Here is a 15,767-nt window from a genome sequence, read left to right on the forward strand (position 1 = left end):
TTTACATGCAGTCGATTCGTCCAGTATTAAAGTCAGAGTTAGCCGACGTTTTTCAACTCGAACAGGCTATCTTTGGCGACCATTGTTATCCCGATTTTTTCTTTCGCCAAGGATTTGATTGTTGGCCAGAGCATTTTCTGGTTGCCGTAGATGATGGCGGTAAGTTGTTAGGCTATTTGCTCTGCGCTCAAAGTGGTGACCCTGCTTGTATGTGGATTCTCTCCGTGGCGGTGAGTGAGCAATCCCGCGGGCGAGGCATTGGCAAACAATTAATCCAACAATGTTTAACTCAGCTACCGCCTCAGGTTAAGCGGGTGGATTTAACCGTCGATCCCCACAACCCAGCCCATGGTTTGTATCAGCGTTTAGGGTTTGTCGATACTGCCTTCGAAGCGGACTATTTTGGCGCAGGGGCAGATAGAGTCGTGATGAGTTATCACTGCCGCTAGGTAAAAGTTCAACCTCGAAATGGCGCCCTCGATTGAGGGCGTCATTTTTTTATGCGTTAAAAGTTAAGTTCCTTCCAAGGTTTCCATCGAGCGATTGCCTCGAAGTTAGCCCTTCTTCCCTCATTTTTATGCCTTTTATTTCATGCTGTACGCAAAATAAACTTATTTTGAACGTTGTTTTTTATTTTTGAGACTGTTAATCTCACTGCATTCAACAGGGAGTGAGACCTATGGCGAGACGCAAAGAACATAGTCATGATGAGATTCGTGCTATGGCAGTAGAGGCGGCAATGGCATTGCTGCAACAGCAAGGGACACAAGAACTGAGTTTACGCAAGATTGCTAGCCAGATTGGCTATGTGCCGAGTACCTTAATCAATATCTTTGGTAGTTATAACTACCTACTGTTAGCCGTTTCTGAGGCAACGTTGCAGGCGCTGATGCACCAGCTCTCCGAGGTAAATGCTGAGAATAGTCGCAATCAAATCATTAGCATGGCGCAAAAATACGCTGAGTTTGCCCATGCACAGCGCCAATGTTTTAAGTTGGTATTTGAACTGCAGTTACTCGACAGTGAACCTTTGCCCGAATCCCAAGGCCAACTTATCGCAGGCTTATTCAGTTTAATTGAACGTGAGTTAGCCTTGTTGTTCCCCAATAAGACGGCTGCACAGCAACTCCAAATGAGCCGAGTACTCTGGGGCGGCATCCACGGCCTCACCGCCTTATCACTGGATAATAAATTGTTTGCCGATACGGCATCTTTACCCGCTTTGTTAGAAAGTCATGTGACAGGATATTTACAGGGAATGGGTTATCAGAGGGAAGCATCATGCTGCTAACAAAACGTTTTTTACCGTATTTTGCAACCCAATGCCTTGGGGCGCTTAACGACAATATCTATAAAAATGTGTTGTTGCTGCTGGTTACCTTCAGCCAAGTCAACGATTTACCTATTAGTGTCGACATGTTTGTCAATTTGGCGGCGGGGGTCTTTATCCTGCCGTTTTTCCTATTTTCGGCCCATGCAGGCGTGGTGGCCGACAATATGGATAAGGCCAAACTTATCCGCCGATTAAAACTGCTCGAAGTCATCATTATGTTCAGTGCCGCTGCGGCCATCGTGAGCGAAAATTATATGATGATGTTATTACTGTTGTTTTTAACCGGTAGTCAGTCAGCTTATTTTGGCCCGGTCAAATATTCCCTATTACCTCAAGCCTTAAAAGAGGATGAGTTAGTGACGGGCAATGCCTGGGTTGAGATGGGGACGTTTCTGTCTATCTTGATTGGTACCTTGAGTGCCGGGATTTTAGTATCTGAAAACAATGCCACCCTATGGTCGGCCATCACGGTCGCGAGCCTTGCCTTGGCGGGGTATTTATCTAGCCGCGCGATCCCTGCTTTACCGCCGCAGGGCACAGTAGAAAAAATCCAATTTCTTCCATTATCAGGCACTTGGCGCACCATAAAGAAGGCTCGCCAAACGCCTTCGATTTGGATGGCCATCCTCGCCATTAGCTGGTTCTGGTTCTTGGGGGCCACATATCTGACCCAATTCCCTAACTTTGCCAAGCTGCATTTGCATTCTGGCGCGACTGTAGTGTCGCTGCTGCTGGGGATGTTCTCTATCGGTATTGCGGTGGGCTCCTTTGTCTGTGAGCGTTTTTCTTTTGGCCATGTGGAGTTAGGCTTGCTGCCCTTTGGGGTGCTAGGGTTAACTGTATTTGGTGTGGACTTGCTGTGGGCGATTCCTTCTGCACCTGCGGATGCGCAGTTTGTCTATGGCTTACACTCCTTTATTGCCGAGCAGAAGCATTATCGAGTGATGTTGGACTTCTTTATGATTGGTGTCAGCGGTGGTCTGTTTATCGTGCCTCTGTACGCCTTTATTCAAGCGCGCTCCGCTAAGGGAGAATGTGCGCAAGCGATTGCCGCGAATAACATTATGAACTCGCTGTTTATGGTGGCGTCGGCGTTGTTGTCTATGCTGTTACTCGGGGTGGCTGGCTTGAGTATTCCACAGTTATTCTTACTGCTGGCGGTGATGAACTTTGTGGTTGCGCTTTACGTGTATTCGCAGGTGCCTGAGTTCACACAACGATTTATCAGTTACTTACTCAGCCATGTGATGTATCGGGTGACTGTGACTGGGCGAGAAAAGATCCCAAAAGAAGGCGCTGGCATCATAGTCTGTAACCATGTGAGCTATGTGGATGCGTTGATTATTATGGGAGCCTCGACCCGGCCGATTCGTTTCGTGATGGATAAATCCATCAGTGAAATCCCAGTGCTGAAATACCTGTTCCGCCATGCCGGGGTGATCCCGATTTGTTCGCCGCGTCAGAGTGAGGCAACTTACAATCAAGCTTTTGAATCGATTCATGAGGCGTTAGCGAATGGCGAATTGGTATGTATCTTCCCCGAAGGCCGCTTAACCCCCGATGGTGAACTTGGTGAGTTCCGTCCCGGTATCGATAAAATCTTGGCCCGCGATCCCGTGCCCGTGATCCCTATGGCGCTCAATGGCCTGTGGGGCTCTTACTTTAGTCATAAGGATGGCCATGCATTGACCACAATGCCGAAACGCTTTTGGTCCAAGGTATCGGTGAGCTTAACGGATGTGGTGGATGGACAAAATGCTGATCGGCACTCGCTCAGGGATAGTGTCGCGAATCTACTCAATAAGTCCTAACTTAACTAGATAGATAAAGAAAACCGTGGCAGTTAGCACACGGTTTTCTTGTTTTTAGCCTTTTGAGTGCTGGCTATTCAACGGATCGTTATTCCGATGATAGTTATCTCGCTGATAGTTATCCAGCCACTCATGCGTGGCTTGGTGACTCCCTCTAAACAGAATATTGCCGGCTTTTTTCTGCAACTGGTATTCGTACATGGGGTCGTAATACTTGTGCAGTAGCAGGCTTATCCAAGCCAAATGTTGTGAGGTTTGGTTTTGATTAAGTTGCTGAGACAGTGCTTGCTGCATGATGTCTTGCAGCTCTTGATATTGCTTACCGCCAAGACGTTTACGAATGCTGCCAAGACTCTGTAATAGGTAGTGGCTAAAGGCTTCGAAACCTGCCTCTAAGCCGAGGCGTTCGATAAATCCTCGGTGCATTTTATGAACGTATTCATCGAGTAAGCGAGTGAGCCTGATGTCATCATCTTCTTCGAGTACCACAATATCGGCCGTCTGCATGGCGCTATAAAAGCTTTGCGGTAGCGCCGAGCGGCCAATCAAAAAGCTTTCATCCTCGAGCAACAAACAGGCGTGATTGCCTAATTGATGGTGCAACAGGGCAATGGCGAGCCGATTTTCAAAGTTAATTTGCGTCGGTTGTGGGTCGATGTTTTTTCCAAAGCTCGAGCCTCTGTGATTTGCTATGCCTTCGAGATCGATTGCTTCTTTACGTCGTTTTAAAAAATCGGTTTTACCGCTTCCCGTCATACCGCTCAGGCTTAGCAAGGGTTGCAGACTTGGCGCCGCCTCAATTACACCAATTAAATATTGGCGCATGCCTTTGTAGCCGCCTTGCACATAAGGCACAGTAACGCCTGCTTCTTGCAGCCATTGCTGAGTTAACTGTGAGCGTAGCCCGCCGCGAAAGCAGTAAAGATAAGCTTGGGGGTGGGCCGATAAAAAGTTTAACCAAGCATCAATACGCTGCTGTTTTACCACGCCATGTACGAGGGAATGGCCCAAGGCTATCGCGGCTTGCTGTCCTTGCTCTTTGTAGCAAGTGCCGACCTTTTCCCTTTCCTTATCAACCATTAACGGCAGATTTACCGAGGAAGGAAAAGCGCCGCGGTCAAACTCGATTGGTGCTCTTAAGTCGATTAATGGCTTCCCAGCGACAAAGATATCGTGGTATTGCTGGGCGGGGATGAGCTTAGTTGTCATTAACACAGCACCACATTGGCGGTGGAGGTGGGCGTTTCTAGCGAACCAATACAGATAGGCTCAATTTGATGGGCATTCAGCAGTGCTACCAGTTCTGCTTCGGCCTCACTCGACACCGCCACTAGCAAGCCGCCACTGGTTTGTGGGTCGCACAAAATGGCTTTTTGATGATCGGTAAGTGCGGGCAAGTGTTCGCCATAACTGTCGTAGTTACGATGGGTGCCACCGGGAATACAGCCTTGCGCTAGATAGTCGAGGGCGCGGGGCAAGAGTGGCACCGAATCGAGGTCAAGTTTAGCGGTGAGTTTAGCGCCTTGGCATACTTCCAGTAGGTGGCCCGCAAGGCCAAAACCTGTGACATCGGTGAGGGCATTCACGCCTTTAATCTTTGCAATTTTGGCGCCTATGCTATTAAGCTGGCACATGGCATTGACTGCAATTTGGCTATCTTCATCTTTGAGCTTCTTCTGCTTTTGTGCCGTGGTGAGAATGCCAATACCGATAGGTTTAGTGAGATACAAGCGATCGCCCGCTTTTGCGGTATCGTTTTGTTTTAAATCCGTCAGGGCGATTTGCCCAGTGACCGCAAGGCCAAAGATTGGCTCAGGCGCATCGATACTGTGACCACCGGCCAGCATTATCCCAGCTTCCATACAGGCTTGACGGCCGCCATCGACTACTTGCTGCGCGATCTCGGCGGGGAGTTTGTTCACTGGCCAGCCTAATATCGCAATCGCCATCATGGGCGTGCCACCCATGGCATAGATATCGCTAATGGCATTGGTGGCAGCGATACGGCCGAAGGTAAAGGGGTCATCTACGATAGGCATAAAAAAGTCGGTGGTGCTGATAATGCCGATTTCATCATTGAGCTTATAAACGGCTGCATCATCACGGCTTTGATTGCCGACCAACAGGTTAGGATCGGTGAATACAGGCAGCTGCGAGGCAAGAATCGTGGTCAGTACTTTAGGGGAAATTTTACAGCCGCAGCCGGCACCATGACTATATTCTGTGAGTTTAATGCTATTGGCGGAAGATACAGCGGAATTCGACATGAGCCCTACATCCTGTAAAAAGTGATTGAGGCATCATCATAATAGGATACGGCCACCATGCAAGGCGGCCGTATGATTTTTACCGAGAATTGTGGTCTAGCTATAACTTGCCGTGAGGCTCTTCCAGCTTTTTTGCTGAGTCAGGAATCGTGTCTTCAATTCTTCGACTTGCAGTAACAACTGTTGATCGACCAGTTGCTTACGCTTGGCTTCTAACAGCGCCTTTTTCGCCTGATAGTATTCGAGTAAATGTTCCTTCATTAACTCGTATTCCTGTTGGATTTTCTCAATGATTTCATCGGCATTAGGTAAATGAATCACTTTGTTTTTGGCATGAAGCAGTTGCATCTGTAAACGCGCACTCTCAATCCGTTCCTGCGGACTAGTGCGTAAGTCTGTGGCTAAACCAACCCAAGATAACGCTTTAATCAACCACTTAGTTGGATCGTAATGCCACCACTTAATGCCGTTACGGTAATCGTTTTCGAAGATATGGTGGAAATTATGATAACCCTCACCGTAGGTCAACATCGCCAGAAAACCGTTGTCACGGGCGGTGTTTTTATCGGTATAAGGTTGGCTACCCCACACGTGGGCGAGGGAGTTAATGAAGAAGGTACAGTGATGCACAACGACTAAGCGCAGTAATCCTGCCATCAGCAACATGCCTGCGATATTACCAGTGAACCAGCCGAGTAGCGCAGGCAAACCAATGTTCATCAGAATGACGAGGGCGAGATAGTGCTTGTGTTGCCACATCACGATACGGTCGTTCTGCAAATCACGCACGTTTTGGTAGTCATGGTAGCGCTGGGCTTGGTATTCGCGCAGCATCCAACCTATATGGCTGTACCAGAAACCCATGTTGGCAGAGTAGGGATCTTTATCATTGTCATCGACATGCTTATGGTGCACACGATGATCGGATGCCCAATGTAATGCACTGTTTTGTAATGCTAATGCACCGCCAAGCGCGTAGAGGAAACGTACCGCAGGGTGAGCTTTATAGGCCTTGTGCGACCAGAGTCTATGGTAACCCGCTGTGATCGACAGACCACTTGCAAAGGCTAACACGACAAAAGCAATCCATTCGCTGGCGCCATAACCGTGAGCTAGGCCATACCAAGGAACGAGGATAATCGCACTGAGAAAGGTGAGGCTAAATAGGGTGACATTAAGCCAGATGATAGGGGGTTTATTCATTATAGTTTCCAATATCCGCATTTGAGCGTACAACTGTAAGCTAATTTAGCCTAGCAATCTTGTTTGGTCAAGGTGGATGGGGCTGTGTTTCAGACGCAAAAGCGGTATTATCGCGTCATTACATTCAGTTAGCGGATTGAAGAATGGGTATTCGTGCACAGCAAAAAGAGAAAACTCGGCGGGCATTAGTCGATGCGGCGTTTAACCAGCTCAGTGCTGAACGAAGTTTCTCTAGCTTAAGCTTGCGTGAGGTGGCGAGGGAAGCCAACATTGCGCCCACATCCTTTTATCGTCATTTTAAGGATATGAATGAGCTTGGGTTGACCATGGTCGACGAAGGCGGGCTCACCCTAAGACAGATGATGCGAAAGGGGCGGCAACGTGCCGAAGCCGGGGGCAGCGTGATCCGTATTTCTGTGGATACCTTTATGGAAGTGCTTGATTCTAATCCAAACGTTTTCAGAATCTTATTACATGAGCGCTCTGGTACCTCGGCAGCCTTCCGCGCGGCGGTAGCCCGCGAGATTGAACATTTTATCTCGGAACTTGCCCATTACACCGAAGCGACGGCGGGTCGTACGCCTATGCTGGCCAGAGCACAGGCTGAAGCGTTAGTGACCTTAGTGTTTAACGCCGGAGCGTCGGCACTGGATATGAAGCGCGCCGATCGTAAAGTGCTCGCCGATCAACTGGTGATGCAATTACGTATGGTGGCTAAGGGCGCCGAAGCCTTACAACATAAGGTTGAGCATCGTTAAGTGAGATTGTGATTTAGCCCCAAAACAAAGGAGCCAATGGCTCCTTTGTTTTTAGGTACATAGAGTCGCTTAACGACGCTCAAGCAGTACACCTGTTTCCATATGATCGGTATAAGGGAACTGATCGAACAGGGCAAAACGGGTGACTTTATGGGTCTGATTTAATTGCTGCAAATTGTCTTTCAAGGTGTCGGGATTACAAGAGATATACAGGATCCGCTCATAACCTTGCACTAACTCCAACGTCGCAGGGTCGATACCTGCTCGTGGTGGGTCGACAAAAATGGTGTTGCAGACATAGCTATCCAGATCTATGCCTTCTAAGCGTCTAAAGCTGCGCTTTTTAGCCATCGCATCGCTAAATTCTTCCGCCGACATACGGATAATCTGCAGATTATCGATATTGTTGACTTCGATATTGTACTGAGCAGCATCCACTGAGGGTTTAGCCAACTCGGTTGCGAGCACGCGATTAAAGTTTTGTGCCAGCGCGATGGAGAAGTTGCCATTACCACAGTAAAGCTCCAGTAAATCGCCTTGGCTGTGTTGAGTCACGTCGATAGCCCATTCCAGCATCTTGATTGCTACCTTGGCATTTGGCTGGGTAAAGCTGTTTTCGATTTGTTTGTAATGGAAAACTTTGTCATTCACTTGCAGTGACTCAACCACAAAGTCTTTATCTAAATCGATTTTCTGTTTGCGCGCACGACCAATGATATTGACCTTAAATTGGCTGCTCAATCTGGCTTTAAGTGCGGCGGCTTCGCTGCGCCATTGATCATCAAGCTGTCTGTGATACAACAGTGACACTAAAATCTCACCACTGAGCGTTGATAAAAAATCAACCTGGAAGAGTTTATGGCGTAGGCTGTGGTTCGGTTTTAACTCGGCGATCAGAGCCGCCATCATCTGATTGATTAAGGCACTCGCGGGTAAGTATTGATCGCAACGAACTTTGTCGTTCAATACTTTATCGAACATGTAATAGTATAAATCGTCGCCCTCGTGCCATATGCGAAACTCGGCGCGCATCCGATAGTGGGCAGGTTCTGAGGCAAACACTTCAACACTCGGTGTCTCAAATTGGGCAAAGGCCTGCTCTAGCTTGATACGCTTTGCAGTTAATTGCGCATCATAGGTCGTGGGATCCATTGCTGCTAAGTTCATTGTCGATTCACCGTGGCTGTAAATTGGGGCGCAAATTTTATACTAGGTGACACGAATGTCCAGCATCTTGGTTTTGCGGTTTGAGCAAAGCTGTGGGAAAATCCGCCCGCGCATGGGGCAACGAATTAACTGGAGACGGGCTTGTCGCAACCAATATTAGTATTCGATTCTGGCATCGGCGGTCTATCCGTATTGGCCGAAATTCGCAAACTGCTCCCACATCACGATTACTGCTATTTATTCGATAATGCCAGATTGCCCTATGGCGAATTGGAAGAGCAGGAACTTGTCTCGGGTTGTGTTGCGCTCATCGACCAAGTTGTCGAGCGTACCCACGCTGCCATTGTTGTCGTAGCTTGCAATACCGCGAGTACTGTTGTGCTGCCCGCGCTGCGTGCCACTCTATCTATTCCTGTGGTGGGCGTTGTCCCCGCCATTAAACCCGCGGCGCAGTTATCTAAAAGTAAGCGTATTGGTTTGCTGGCCACTCCTGGTACGGTCAAGCGCCACTACACCTACGAACTCATCAGCCAATTTGCCGATGATTGCCACGTTGAGCTGTTCGGATCTTCCGAATTAGTGCTAATGGCCGAACAGAAGATTGCCACAGGCCAATTAGATATGGCGCGGTTAACACAGGTGCTATCACCCATCGTCACAGCGGACTTAGATGTATTGGTGCTTGGATGTACTCACTTCCCCATGCTGCGTGATGAACTGCAACAGGTATTAGGTAAAGGTGTCACCTTGCTCGATTCTGGAGAGGCTATAGCCAAGCGAGTCAAAACCTTGTTGGCTGAGACTAAGAGTGAGCAGCAAGTTCAAGAAGACGCAAATCGAGATTCGGTAATGCAGGCGTTTTATACTAAAGCGAAAATCAGTGAGGGATTGGTGAGTATGTTAGTCGATTGTGGCTTTTCGACCCTAGAGCGAATCACCACAATCAACTCGAACAGATAAACTAACGCAGATTATTCATCGGTACCTGTACGGTCGGCAGCTTCCGAATCTTGAGTCTTCGCTTCTCTAACCTTTAATGTTCTTTCTTGGAAGTTAAAGTCGTTCAACTTAACCATTGCTTTTTGAGCACCCGCCTCAGACATTTCCACAAAGCCGAAACCTTTACGACGACCGGTCTTGCGATCACGTACTAAACGTACCGAGTTGACGGGACCAAACTCACCAAACAGAACCTTTACTTCACCCTCATGGACACGATAAGGCAAGTTGCCTACATAGAGTGTCATGGTCGGGCCAACATATTGCTCATCGGAACCTTGAGCTTGGTTTGTCTCTGGGACAAATTTAAAAACGAGAGTAGTAATGATAACGCCAGCAACAAAAGCGATGTACGCAGGTAATGTAGTTGCAAATTGAGATAGCGCGATTGCGCCGAGAATGGCAATAACCAAAACAATAAGAAATGACTTTTGCATATAAATGCTCTCTGAATGAAATAGAAAATGATAAATAACTGTTAACAGCAAGTCATATGGTAATGAATTATTTACTTTTACACTAGACCGCTGCCGAAAAATTGAGCGTGATTTATCATTTCTCAGATAAAAATCCGCTTTTAAATCGAATAACAAAGCAGAAATAGATAAAAAATAAGCATGATGTTTAAAATATCGGCGTACGATTTGAAGAAGCGAAAAAAGCCCTTGCGTAAAAAGTTCTGCTGCCTATAATGCGCATCCACTGACACGGCAGACAGCGATACGCAGTTTCAAGTGCCAGTTTATCGAGTGATTTACCTCCTCGATGTGCGAAAAGAAAGTTGCAAAAACTACTTGACGCAAAAACGGGAATGCGTAAAATACGCAGCCCTGACCCGCTGAAATCACTTGCGATAAGGCGATGGTCAACGCTCTTTAACAATTTATCAAGCAAATCTGTGTGGACACTCACAGGTGTTGAGTTAATCGAAATTGCTCTGCCGTTTGGCGAGTAATCAAAATTTACATCAATGAATGAGTGTTCATAGCAATATGTACATACAGTAATGTATGAATTGAAACGCGATGCTTCTTAGTGAGCAAAGCGAATCAAAACAGTAGAATTCATTGAGTCGTTTAACGCGAGTTAAACAAAAAAACTTTTAATTGAAGAGTTTGATCATGGCTCAGATTGAACGCTGGCGGCAGGCCTAACACATGCAAGTCGAGCGGCAGCACAAGGGAGTTTACTCCTGAGGTGGCGAGCGGCGGACGGGTGAGTAATGCCTAGGGATCTGCCCAGTCGAGGGGGATAACAGTTGGAAACGACTGCTAATACCGCATACGCCCTACGGGGGAAAGGAGGGGACCTTCGGGCCTTTCGCGATTGGATGAACCTAGGTGGGATTAGCTAGTTGGTGAGGTAATGGCTCACCAAGGCGACGATCCCTAGCTGTTCTGAGAGGATGATCAGCCACACTGGGACTGAGACACGGCCCAGACTCCTACGGGAGGCAGCAGTGGGGAATATTGCACAATGGGGGAAACCCTGATGCAGCCATGCCGCGTGTGTGAAGAAGGCCTTCGGGTTGTAAAGCACTTTCAGTAGGGAGGAAAGGGTAAGTCTTAATACGGCTTATCTGTGACGTTACCTACAGAAGAAGGACCGGCTAACTCCGTGCCAGCAGCCGCGGTAATACGGAGGGTCCAAGCGTTAATCGGAATTACTGGGCGTAAAGCGTGCGCAGGCGGTTTGTTAAGCGAGATGTGAAAGCCCCGGGCTCAACCTGGGAATTGCATTTCGAACTGGCAAACTAGAGTCTTGTAGAGGGGGGTAGAATTCCAGGTGTAGCGGTGAAATGCGTAGAGATCTGGAGGAATACCGGTGGCGAAGGCGGCCCCCTGGACAAAGACTGACGCTCAGGCACGAAAGCGTGGGGAGCAAACAGGATTAGATACCCTGGTAGTCCACGCCGTAAACGATGTCTACTCGGAGTTTGGTGTCTTGAACACTGGGCTCTCAAGCTAACGCATTAAGTAGACCGCCTGGGGAGTACGGCCGCAAGGTTAAAACTCAAATGAATTGACGGGGGCCCGCACAAGCGGTGGAGCATGTGGTTTAATTCGATGCAACGCGAAGAACCTTACCTACTCTTGACATCCAGAGAATTCGCTAGAGATAGCTTAGTGCCTTCGGGAACTCTGAGACAGGTGCTGCATGGCTGTCGTCAGCTCGTGTTGTGAAATGTTGGGTTAAGTCCCGCAACGAGCGCAACCCCTATCCTTATTTGCCAGCGCGTAATGGCGGGAACTCTAGGGAGACTGCCGGTGATAAACCGGAGGAAGGTGGGGACGACGTCAAGTCATCATGGCCCTTACGAGTAGGGCTACACACGTGCTACAATGGCGAGTACAGAGGGTTGCAAAGCCGCGAGGTGGAGCTAATCTCACAAAGCTCGTCGTAGTCCGGATTGGAGTCTGCAACTCGACTCCATGAAGTCGGAATCGCTAGTAATCGTGGATCAGAATGCCACGGTGAATACGTTCCCGGGCCTTGTACACACCGCCCGTCACACCATGGGAGTGGGCTGCAAAAGAAGTGGGTAGCTTAACCTTCGGGAGGGCGCTCACCACTTTGTGGTTCATGACTGGGGTGAAGTCGTAACAAGGTAGCCCTAGGGGAACCTGGGGCTGGATCACCTCCTTACCTATACGACTAACTCGATGTTTGGTCGAAAAATGCTCCTGCATTTTCGACATTCGGTACATCAGTGTACCTTTTGAGTGTTCACACAGATTTGCTTGATAGAAGATAGAGTAAAAGATGGGTCTGTAGCTCAGCTGGTTAGAGCGCACCCCTGATAAGGGTGAGGTCGGTGGTTCAAGTCCACTCTGACCCACCAATCCTTTGAGGGTTGGGACATCTGATACTCGCACTGCATGTAAATGGGGCTATAGCTCAGCTGGGAGAGCGCCTGCCTTGCACGCAGGAGGTCTGCGGTTCGATCCCGCATAGCTCCACCATTTACTGCAATCTGGTTAGAGATGCCAAAGATAAACTGAAAAATTATCTTTGGCTTTTTTAAGCCCGCTCTTTAACAATTTGGAAAGCTGATAGTAATTAATACAATGATGTCTGTCGTTGTGTTAATACGAAAAAATTGAGTTCTTAAAACACTTTTTAAGTGTCTTGAATATTCAAGTCTAAGGCGAGTCCATCTTCTTGGTCGAAGATGAGACAAGTAAAACCAGCTGGTCGCAACGACGCAAGTGATGTGAAACTCATTTGGGTTGTATGGTTAAGCGACTAAGCGTATACGGTGGATGCCTTGGCAGTCAGAGGCGATGAAGGACGTAGTAACTTGCGAAAAGCGTTGGCGAGCTAGTAACAAGCATTTGAGCTAACGATGTCCGAATGGGGGAACCCAGCAGCATAAGCTGTTATCACTGCATGAATACATAGTGTAGTGAGGCAAACGAGGGGAACTGAAACATCTAAGTACCCTTAGGAAAAGAAATCAACCGAGATTCCCCTAGTAGCGGCGAGCGAACGGGGATTAGCCCTTAAGTCAGAGGGGTGTTAGTGGAATGGTCTGGAAAGTCCAGCGGCACAGGGTGATAGCCCCGTACACGAAAACTAACCTTTGATGAAAACGAGTAAGGCGGGACACGTGATATCCTGTTTGAATATGGGGGGACCATCCTCCAAGGCTAAATACTCCTGACTGACCGATAGTGAACCAGTACCGTGAGGGAAAGGCGAAAAGAACCCCTGTGAGGGGAGTGAAATAGAACCTGAAACCGTATACGTACAAGCAGTGGGAGCGGTACTTGAGACCGTGACTGCGTACCTTTTGTATAATGGGTCAGCGACTTACGTTTTGTAGCGAGGTTAAGCGAATAGCGGAGCCGTAGGGAAACCGAGTGTTAACTGCGCGTTTAGTTGCAAGGCGTAGACCCGAAACCCGGTGATCTAGCCATGGGCAGGTTGAAGGTTGAGTAACATCAACTGGAGGACCGAACCGACTAATGTTGAAAAATTAGCGGATGACTTGTGGCTGGGGGTGAAAGGCCAATCAAACCGGGAGATATCTGGTTCTCCTCGAAAGCTATTTAGGTAGCGCCTCGGACGAACACCTTTGGGGGTAGAGCACTGTTAAGGCTAGGGGGTCATCCCGACTTACCAACCCTTTGCAAACTCCGAATACCAAAGAGTGCTATCCGGGAGACAGACGGCGGGTGCTAACGTCCGTCGTCAAAAGGGAAACAACCCAGACCGTCAGCTAAGGTCCCAAAGTGTATGTTAAGTGGGAAACGATGTGGGAAGGCTTAGACAGCTAGGATGTTGGCTTAGAAGCAGCCATCATTTAAAGAAAGCGTAATAGCTCACTAGTCGAGTCGGCCTGCGCGGAAGATGTAACGGGGCTAAACATACCACCGAAGCTACGGGTGCAATCCATTAGGGTTGCGCGGTAGAGGAGCGTTCTGTAAGCCGTTGAAGGTGAAGGGGTAACCCACGCTGGAGGTATCAGAAGTGCGAATGCTGACATGAGTAACGATAAAGGGGGTGAAAAACCCCCTCGCCGAAAGACCAAGGGTTCCTGTCCAACGTTAATCGGGGCAGGGTGAGTCGACCCCTAAGGCGAGGCCGAAAGGCGTAGTCGATGGGAAACAGATTAATATTTCTGTACTTCCGCTAACTGCGATGGAGAGACGGAGAAGGCTAGGCTAGCGCGGCGTTGGTAGTCCGCGTTTAAGGTGGTAGGTGGGTGACTTAGGCAAATCCGGGTCACTATACACTGAGAGCTGATGACGAGTCCCCAAGGGGATGAAGTAGTTGATGCCATGCTTCCAGGAAAATCTTCTAAGCTTCAGGTTAGCGGGAATCGTACCCCAAACCGACACAGGTGGTCGGGTAGAGAATACCAAGGCGCTTGAGAGAACTCGGCTGAAGGAACTAGGCAAAATGGTACCGTAACTTCGGGAGAAGGTACGCTGCTGTTGGTGATGGGACTTGCTCCCTAAGCTGACGGCAGTCGCAGATACCAGGTGGCTGCAACTGTTTATCAAAAACACAGCACTGTGCAAAATCGCAAGATGACGTATACGGTGTGACGCCTGCCCGGTGCCGGAAGGTTAATTGATTGGGTTATCGCAAGAGAAGCTCATGATCGAAGCCCCGGTAAACGGCGGCCGTAACTATAACGGTCCTAAGGTAGCGAAATTCCTTGTCGGGTAAGTTCCGACCTGCACGAATGGCGTAATGATGGCCACGCTGTCTCCAGCCGAGACTCAGTGAAGTTGAAATTGCGGTGAAGATGCCGTATACCCGCGGCTAGACGGAAAGACCCCGTGAACCTTTACTATAGCTTGGCACTGAACATTGACCCTACATGTGTAGGATAGGTGGGAGACTTTGAAGCGGGAACGCTAGTTCTCGTGGAGTCGTCCTTGAAATACCACCCTTGTAGTGTTGATGTTCTAACTTGGGCCCCTAATCGGGGTTAAGGACAGTGCCTGGTGGGTAGTTTGACTGGGGCGGTCTCCTCCCAAAGAGTAACGGAGGAGCACGAAGGTTGGCTAAGTACGGTCGGACATCGTACGGTTAGTGCAATGGCATAAGCCAGCTTAACTGCGAGACAGACACGTCGAGCAGGTACGAAAGTAGGTCATAGTGATCCGGTGGTTCTGAATGGAAGGGCCATCGCTCAACGGATAAAAGGTACTCCGGGGATAACAGGCTGATACCGCCCAAGAGTTCATATCGACGGCGGTGTTTGGCACCTCGATGTCGGCTCATCACATCCTGGGGCTGAAGTCGGTCCCAAGGGTATGGCTGTTCGCCATTTAAAGTGGTACGCGAGCTGGGTTCAGAACGTCGTGAGACAGTTCGGTCCCTATCTGCCGTGGGCGTTGGATGATTGAGGGGAGTTGCTCCTAGTACGAGAGGACCGGAGTGAACGAACCGCTGGTGTTCGGGTTGTCATGCCAATGGCATTGCCCGGTAGCTATGTTCGGAATCGATAACCGCTGAAAGCATCTAAGCGGGAAGCGAGCCCCAAGATGAGTCATCCCTTGGACTTTAAGTCCACTAAAGAGCCGTTCGAGACTAGGACGTTGATAGGTCAGGTGTGTAAGCGTTGTGAGGCGTTGAGCTAACTGATACTAATGACTCGAGAGGCTTAACCATACAACCCAGATGGGTTTTGCTAAGTAGCACTTAGACGAATACAAACACTTAAGAAGTGGTACTCAATCCAGCTTTCCGAATTACATTTACTGCCTGCATG

At 48.7% G+C, this 15,767-nt stretch carries 10 protein-coding genes, 2 tRNA genes and 2 rRNA genes; 9 read left to right on the plus strand and 5 right to left on the minus strand.

Going from position 1 to position 15,767, the window contains the following annotated elements:
- The first annotated feature begins 5 nt into the window (after positions 1 to 5).
- The 3 genes from SHEWMR4_RS00890 (at position 6) to SHEWMR4_RS00900 (ending at position 3,144) form a co-directional block, all read left to right on the plus strand.
- Positions 6 to 449, plus strand: a complete 444-nt coding sequence (locus SHEWMR4_RS00890; RefSeq protein WP_011621004.1) for a GNAT family N-acetyltransferase — start codon at positions 6 to 8, stop codon at positions 447 to 449.
- Between the two features lie 230 nt (positions 450 to 679).
- On the plus strand, positions 680 to 1,291 hold the full coding sequence (locus tag SHEWMR4_RS00895) for a TetR/AcrR family transcriptional regulator (protein ID WP_011621005.1): 612 nt from the start codon (positions 680 to 682) through the stop codon (positions 1,289 to 1,291).
- Positions 1,282 to 3,144 carry an MFS transporter gene (locus SHEWMR4_RS00900; RefSeq protein WP_011621006.1) on the plus strand — a complete coding sequence of 621 codons (1,863 nt, stop codon included), beginning with the start codon at positions 1,282 to 1,284 and terminating at the stop codon, positions 3,142 to 3,144. Before SHEWMR4_RS00895 ends, SHEWMR4_RS00900 begins: the two co-directional genes overlap by 10 nt.
- 54 nt (positions 3,145 to 3,198) lie before the next feature.
- On the opposite strand, the gene mnmH is transcribed toward SHEWMR4_RS00900, so the two are convergent.
- From mnmH to SHEWMR4_RS00915, 3 genes are all read right to left on the minus strand, one after another.
- Positions 3,199 to 4,353, minus strand: a complete 1,155-nt coding sequence (mnmH, locus tag SHEWMR4_RS00905) for a tRNA 2-selenouridine(34) synthase MnmH (RefSeq protein WP_011621007.1) — start codon at positions 4,351 to 4,353, stop codon at positions 3,199 to 3,201.
- Positions 4,353 to 5,411: a selenide, water dikinase SelD gene (gene selD, locus SHEWMR4_RS00910; RefSeq protein WP_011621008.1), complete on the minus strand. Its 1,059-nt coding sequence runs from the start codon at positions 5,409 to 5,411 to the stop codon at positions 4,353 to 4,355. Before selD ends, mnmH begins: the two co-directional genes overlap by 1 nt.
- 96 nt (positions 5,412 to 5,507) lie before the next feature.
- Positions 5,508 to 6,614, minus strand: a complete 1,107-nt coding sequence (locus tag SHEWMR4_RS00915; protein WP_041408663.1) for an acyl-CoA desaturase — start codon at positions 6,612 to 6,614, stop codon at positions 5,508 to 5,510.
- Between the two features lie 143 nt (positions 6,615 to 6,757).
- Here SHEWMR4_RS00915 and fabR point away from each other — a divergent pair, with 143 nt between their 5' ends.
- Positions 6,758 to 7,372 carry an HTH-type transcriptional repressor FabR gene (fabR, locus tag SHEWMR4_RS00920; protein ID WP_011070594.1) on the plus strand — a complete coding sequence of 205 codons (615 nt, stop codon included), beginning with the start codon at positions 6,758 to 6,760 and terminating at the stop codon, positions 7,370 to 7,372.
- Positions 7,373 to 7,441: 69 nt separating this feature from the next.
- On the opposite strand, the gene trmA is transcribed toward fabR, so the two are convergent.
- Positions 7,442 to 8,539: a tRNA (uridine(54)-C5)-methyltransferase TrmA gene (trmA, locus tag SHEWMR4_RS00925; RefSeq protein WP_011621010.1), complete on the minus strand. Its 1,098-nt coding sequence runs from the start codon at positions 8,537 to 8,539 to the stop codon at positions 7,442 to 7,444.
- Between the two features lie 141 nt (positions 8,540 to 8,680).
- Between trmA and murI the strand changes: the two genes are divergently transcribed.
- A complete protein-coding gene (murI, locus tag SHEWMR4_RS00930; RefSeq protein ID WP_011621011.1) occupies positions 8,681 to 9,499 on the plus strand; it encodes a glutamate racemase in 819 nt (272 codons plus the stop codon).
- Positions 9,500 to 9,510: 11 nt separating this feature from the next.
- On the opposite strand, the gene SHEWMR4_RS00935 is transcribed toward murI, so the two are convergent.
- The gene (locus SHEWMR4_RS00935) at positions 9,511 to 9,975 is read right to left on the minus strand and encodes an RNA-binding protein (RefSeq protein ID WP_011621012.1); all 465 of its coding nucleotides are present in this window, start codon (positions 9,973 to 9,975) and stop codon (positions 9,511 to 9,513) included.
- A 666-nt stretch (positions 9,976 to 10,641) separates the two neighbouring features.
- On the opposite strand from SHEWMR4_RS00935, the gene SHEWMR4_RS00940 reads away from it, so the two are divergent.
- From SHEWMR4_RS00940 to SHEWMR4_RS00955, 4 genes are all read left to right on the plus strand, one after another.
- Positions 10,642 to 12,184 (plus strand): 16S ribosomal RNA (locus SHEWMR4_RS00940).
- Between the two features lie 119 nt (positions 12,185 to 12,303).
- Positions 12,304 to 12,380: transfer RNA gene (locus tag SHEWMR4_RS00945), tRNA-Ile, on the plus strand.
- 45 nt (positions 12,381 to 12,425) lie between these two features.
- Positions 12,426 to 12,501 (plus strand) — tRNA-Ala (locus tag SHEWMR4_RS00950).
- Between the two features lie 273 nt (positions 12,502 to 12,774).
- Positions 12,775 to 15,667 (plus strand): 23S ribosomal RNA (locus SHEWMR4_RS00955).
- The 16S and 23S rRNA genes sit together here with 2 tRNA genes alongside, the layout of an rRNA operon.
- The last annotated feature ends 100 nt before the right edge of the window (positions 15,668 to 15,767 follow it).

This window comes from Shewanella sp. MR-4, from assembly GCF_000014685.1.
In the GTDB taxonomy this organism is placed as follows: Bacteria; Pseudomonadota; Gammaproteobacteria; order Enterobacterales; family Shewanellaceae; genus Shewanella.

What these genes read in the sequence shown, in the direction of transcription:
- SHEWMR4_RS00890 (WP_011621004.1), top strand. Translation starts at nt 6, where the DNA reads ATGCAGTCGATTCGTCCAGTATTAAAGTCAGAGTTAGCCGACGTTTTT.
- SHEWMR4_RS00895 (WP_011621005.1), top strand. Translation starts at nt 680, where the DNA reads ATGGCGAGACGCAAAGAACATAGTCATGATGAGATTCGTGCTATGGCA.
- SHEWMR4_RS00900 (WP_011621006.1), top strand. Translation starts at nt 1,282, where the DNA reads ATGCTGCTAACAAAACGTTTTTTACCGTATTTTGCAACCCAATGCCTT.
- mnmH (WP_011621007.1), bottom strand. Translation starts at nt 4,353, where the DNA reads ATGACAACTAAGCTCATCCCCGCCCAGCAATACCACGATATCTTTGTC.
- selD (WP_011621008.1), bottom strand. Translation starts at nt 5,411, where the DNA reads ATGTCGAATTCCGCTGTATCTTCCGCCAATAGCATTAAACTCACAGAA.
- SHEWMR4_RS00915 (WP_041408663.1), bottom strand. Translation starts at nt 6,614, where the DNA reads ATGAATAAACCCCCTATCATCTGGCTTAATGTCACCCTATTTAGCCTC.
- fabR (WP_011070594.1), top strand. Translation starts at nt 6,758, where the DNA reads ATGGGTATTCGTGCACAGCAAAAAGAGAAAACTCGGCGGGCATTAGTC.
- trmA (WP_011621010.1), bottom strand. Translation starts at nt 8,539, where the DNA reads ATGAACTTAGCAGCAATGGATCCCACGACCTATGATGCGCAATTAACT.
- SHEWMR4_RS00935 (WP_011621012.1), bottom strand. Translation starts at nt 9,975, where the DNA reads ATGCAAAAGTCATTTCTTATTGTTTTGGTTATTGCCATTCTCGGCGCA.